Here is a 761-nt window from a genome sequence, read left to right as displayed (position 1 = left end):
TTCACCGGATTTATTTTGATCGTAATAACTAACAGGTAAATAGAGCAAATGCTGCCATAATTTTTCCCGCAGTGATTTAACAACTGTTTCACCAACATAACGTAATAAAAATCCGCCAATTGCCCCAAAGACTAGTTGCGCGATAAATGCCAAGGCTAAAACACCCAATAATTTGCCATCAATTTTTGCCAATTGACTAGTATCAATTAAGCCTTTCGTTAATTGGGGAACGATTAAACTTGCTCCGCTGGTTAAAATACTCAAAAATAAACCAAACAAAAACAAATTTTTTTTGGGATTTACACTATTGATTAATCGCATAAAATCTTTTAATTTATACGTTGATTTTTGTTTCTTCTCTTTTATTGCCACTGGTTCTCTTTCCATAAGTTTTCTCCTCTAGTTTAAAATCAGTTCAGTCACGATCAGAATCTGTCGGTTTGTCTTCTCTTGGGAAAGAACGGTCAAATGGCCTTCTCCCACCAAATCCACGACGATTTAATTGATCTTGATCGTGCACATTTTGTTCAAATCGGCGTTTCCACATCCGATGGTCCATACCAAAATGACGGAATCGCTTTTGAAATTCATGGTTCATTTGACGTTGTTCTTGCTGGGAAAGTGATTGCCAGTCAATATCCAGCATGGCATTGCGTAAATGTTGCATTTCTGCCAAGCGTTCCATTGGATCTCCTGTTCTTGTTTGATAAGCCGCAAATTCTAGTGGCCACCCTGCCATGATTTTATCCAAATAATTACTC

1 protein-coding gene and 1 pseudogene are annotated in these 761 nt (G+C 37.5%); both read right to left on the bottom strand.

Features of this window, described 5'->3' with window-relative positions; genetic code table 11:
• A partial coding sequence (locus tag RT405_RS04905) for an ABC transporter transmembrane domain-containing protein (RefSeq protein ID WP_313468055.1) occupies nucleotides 1–387 on the bottom strand: 387 nt, incomplete at its 3' end.
• 28 nt (nucleotides 388–415) lie between these two features.
• Nucleotides 416–761 (bottom strand): annotated as a pseudogene (locus RT405_RS04900) (MarR family transcriptional regulator); the annotation flags it as partial.

Source organism: Carnobacterium sp. (assembly GCF_032094055.1).
GTDB lineage: Bacteria > Bacillota > Bacilli > Lactobacillales > Carnobacteriaceae > Carnobacterium_A.
This window is presented reverse-complemented; position numbering and strand designations above follow the sequence as displayed.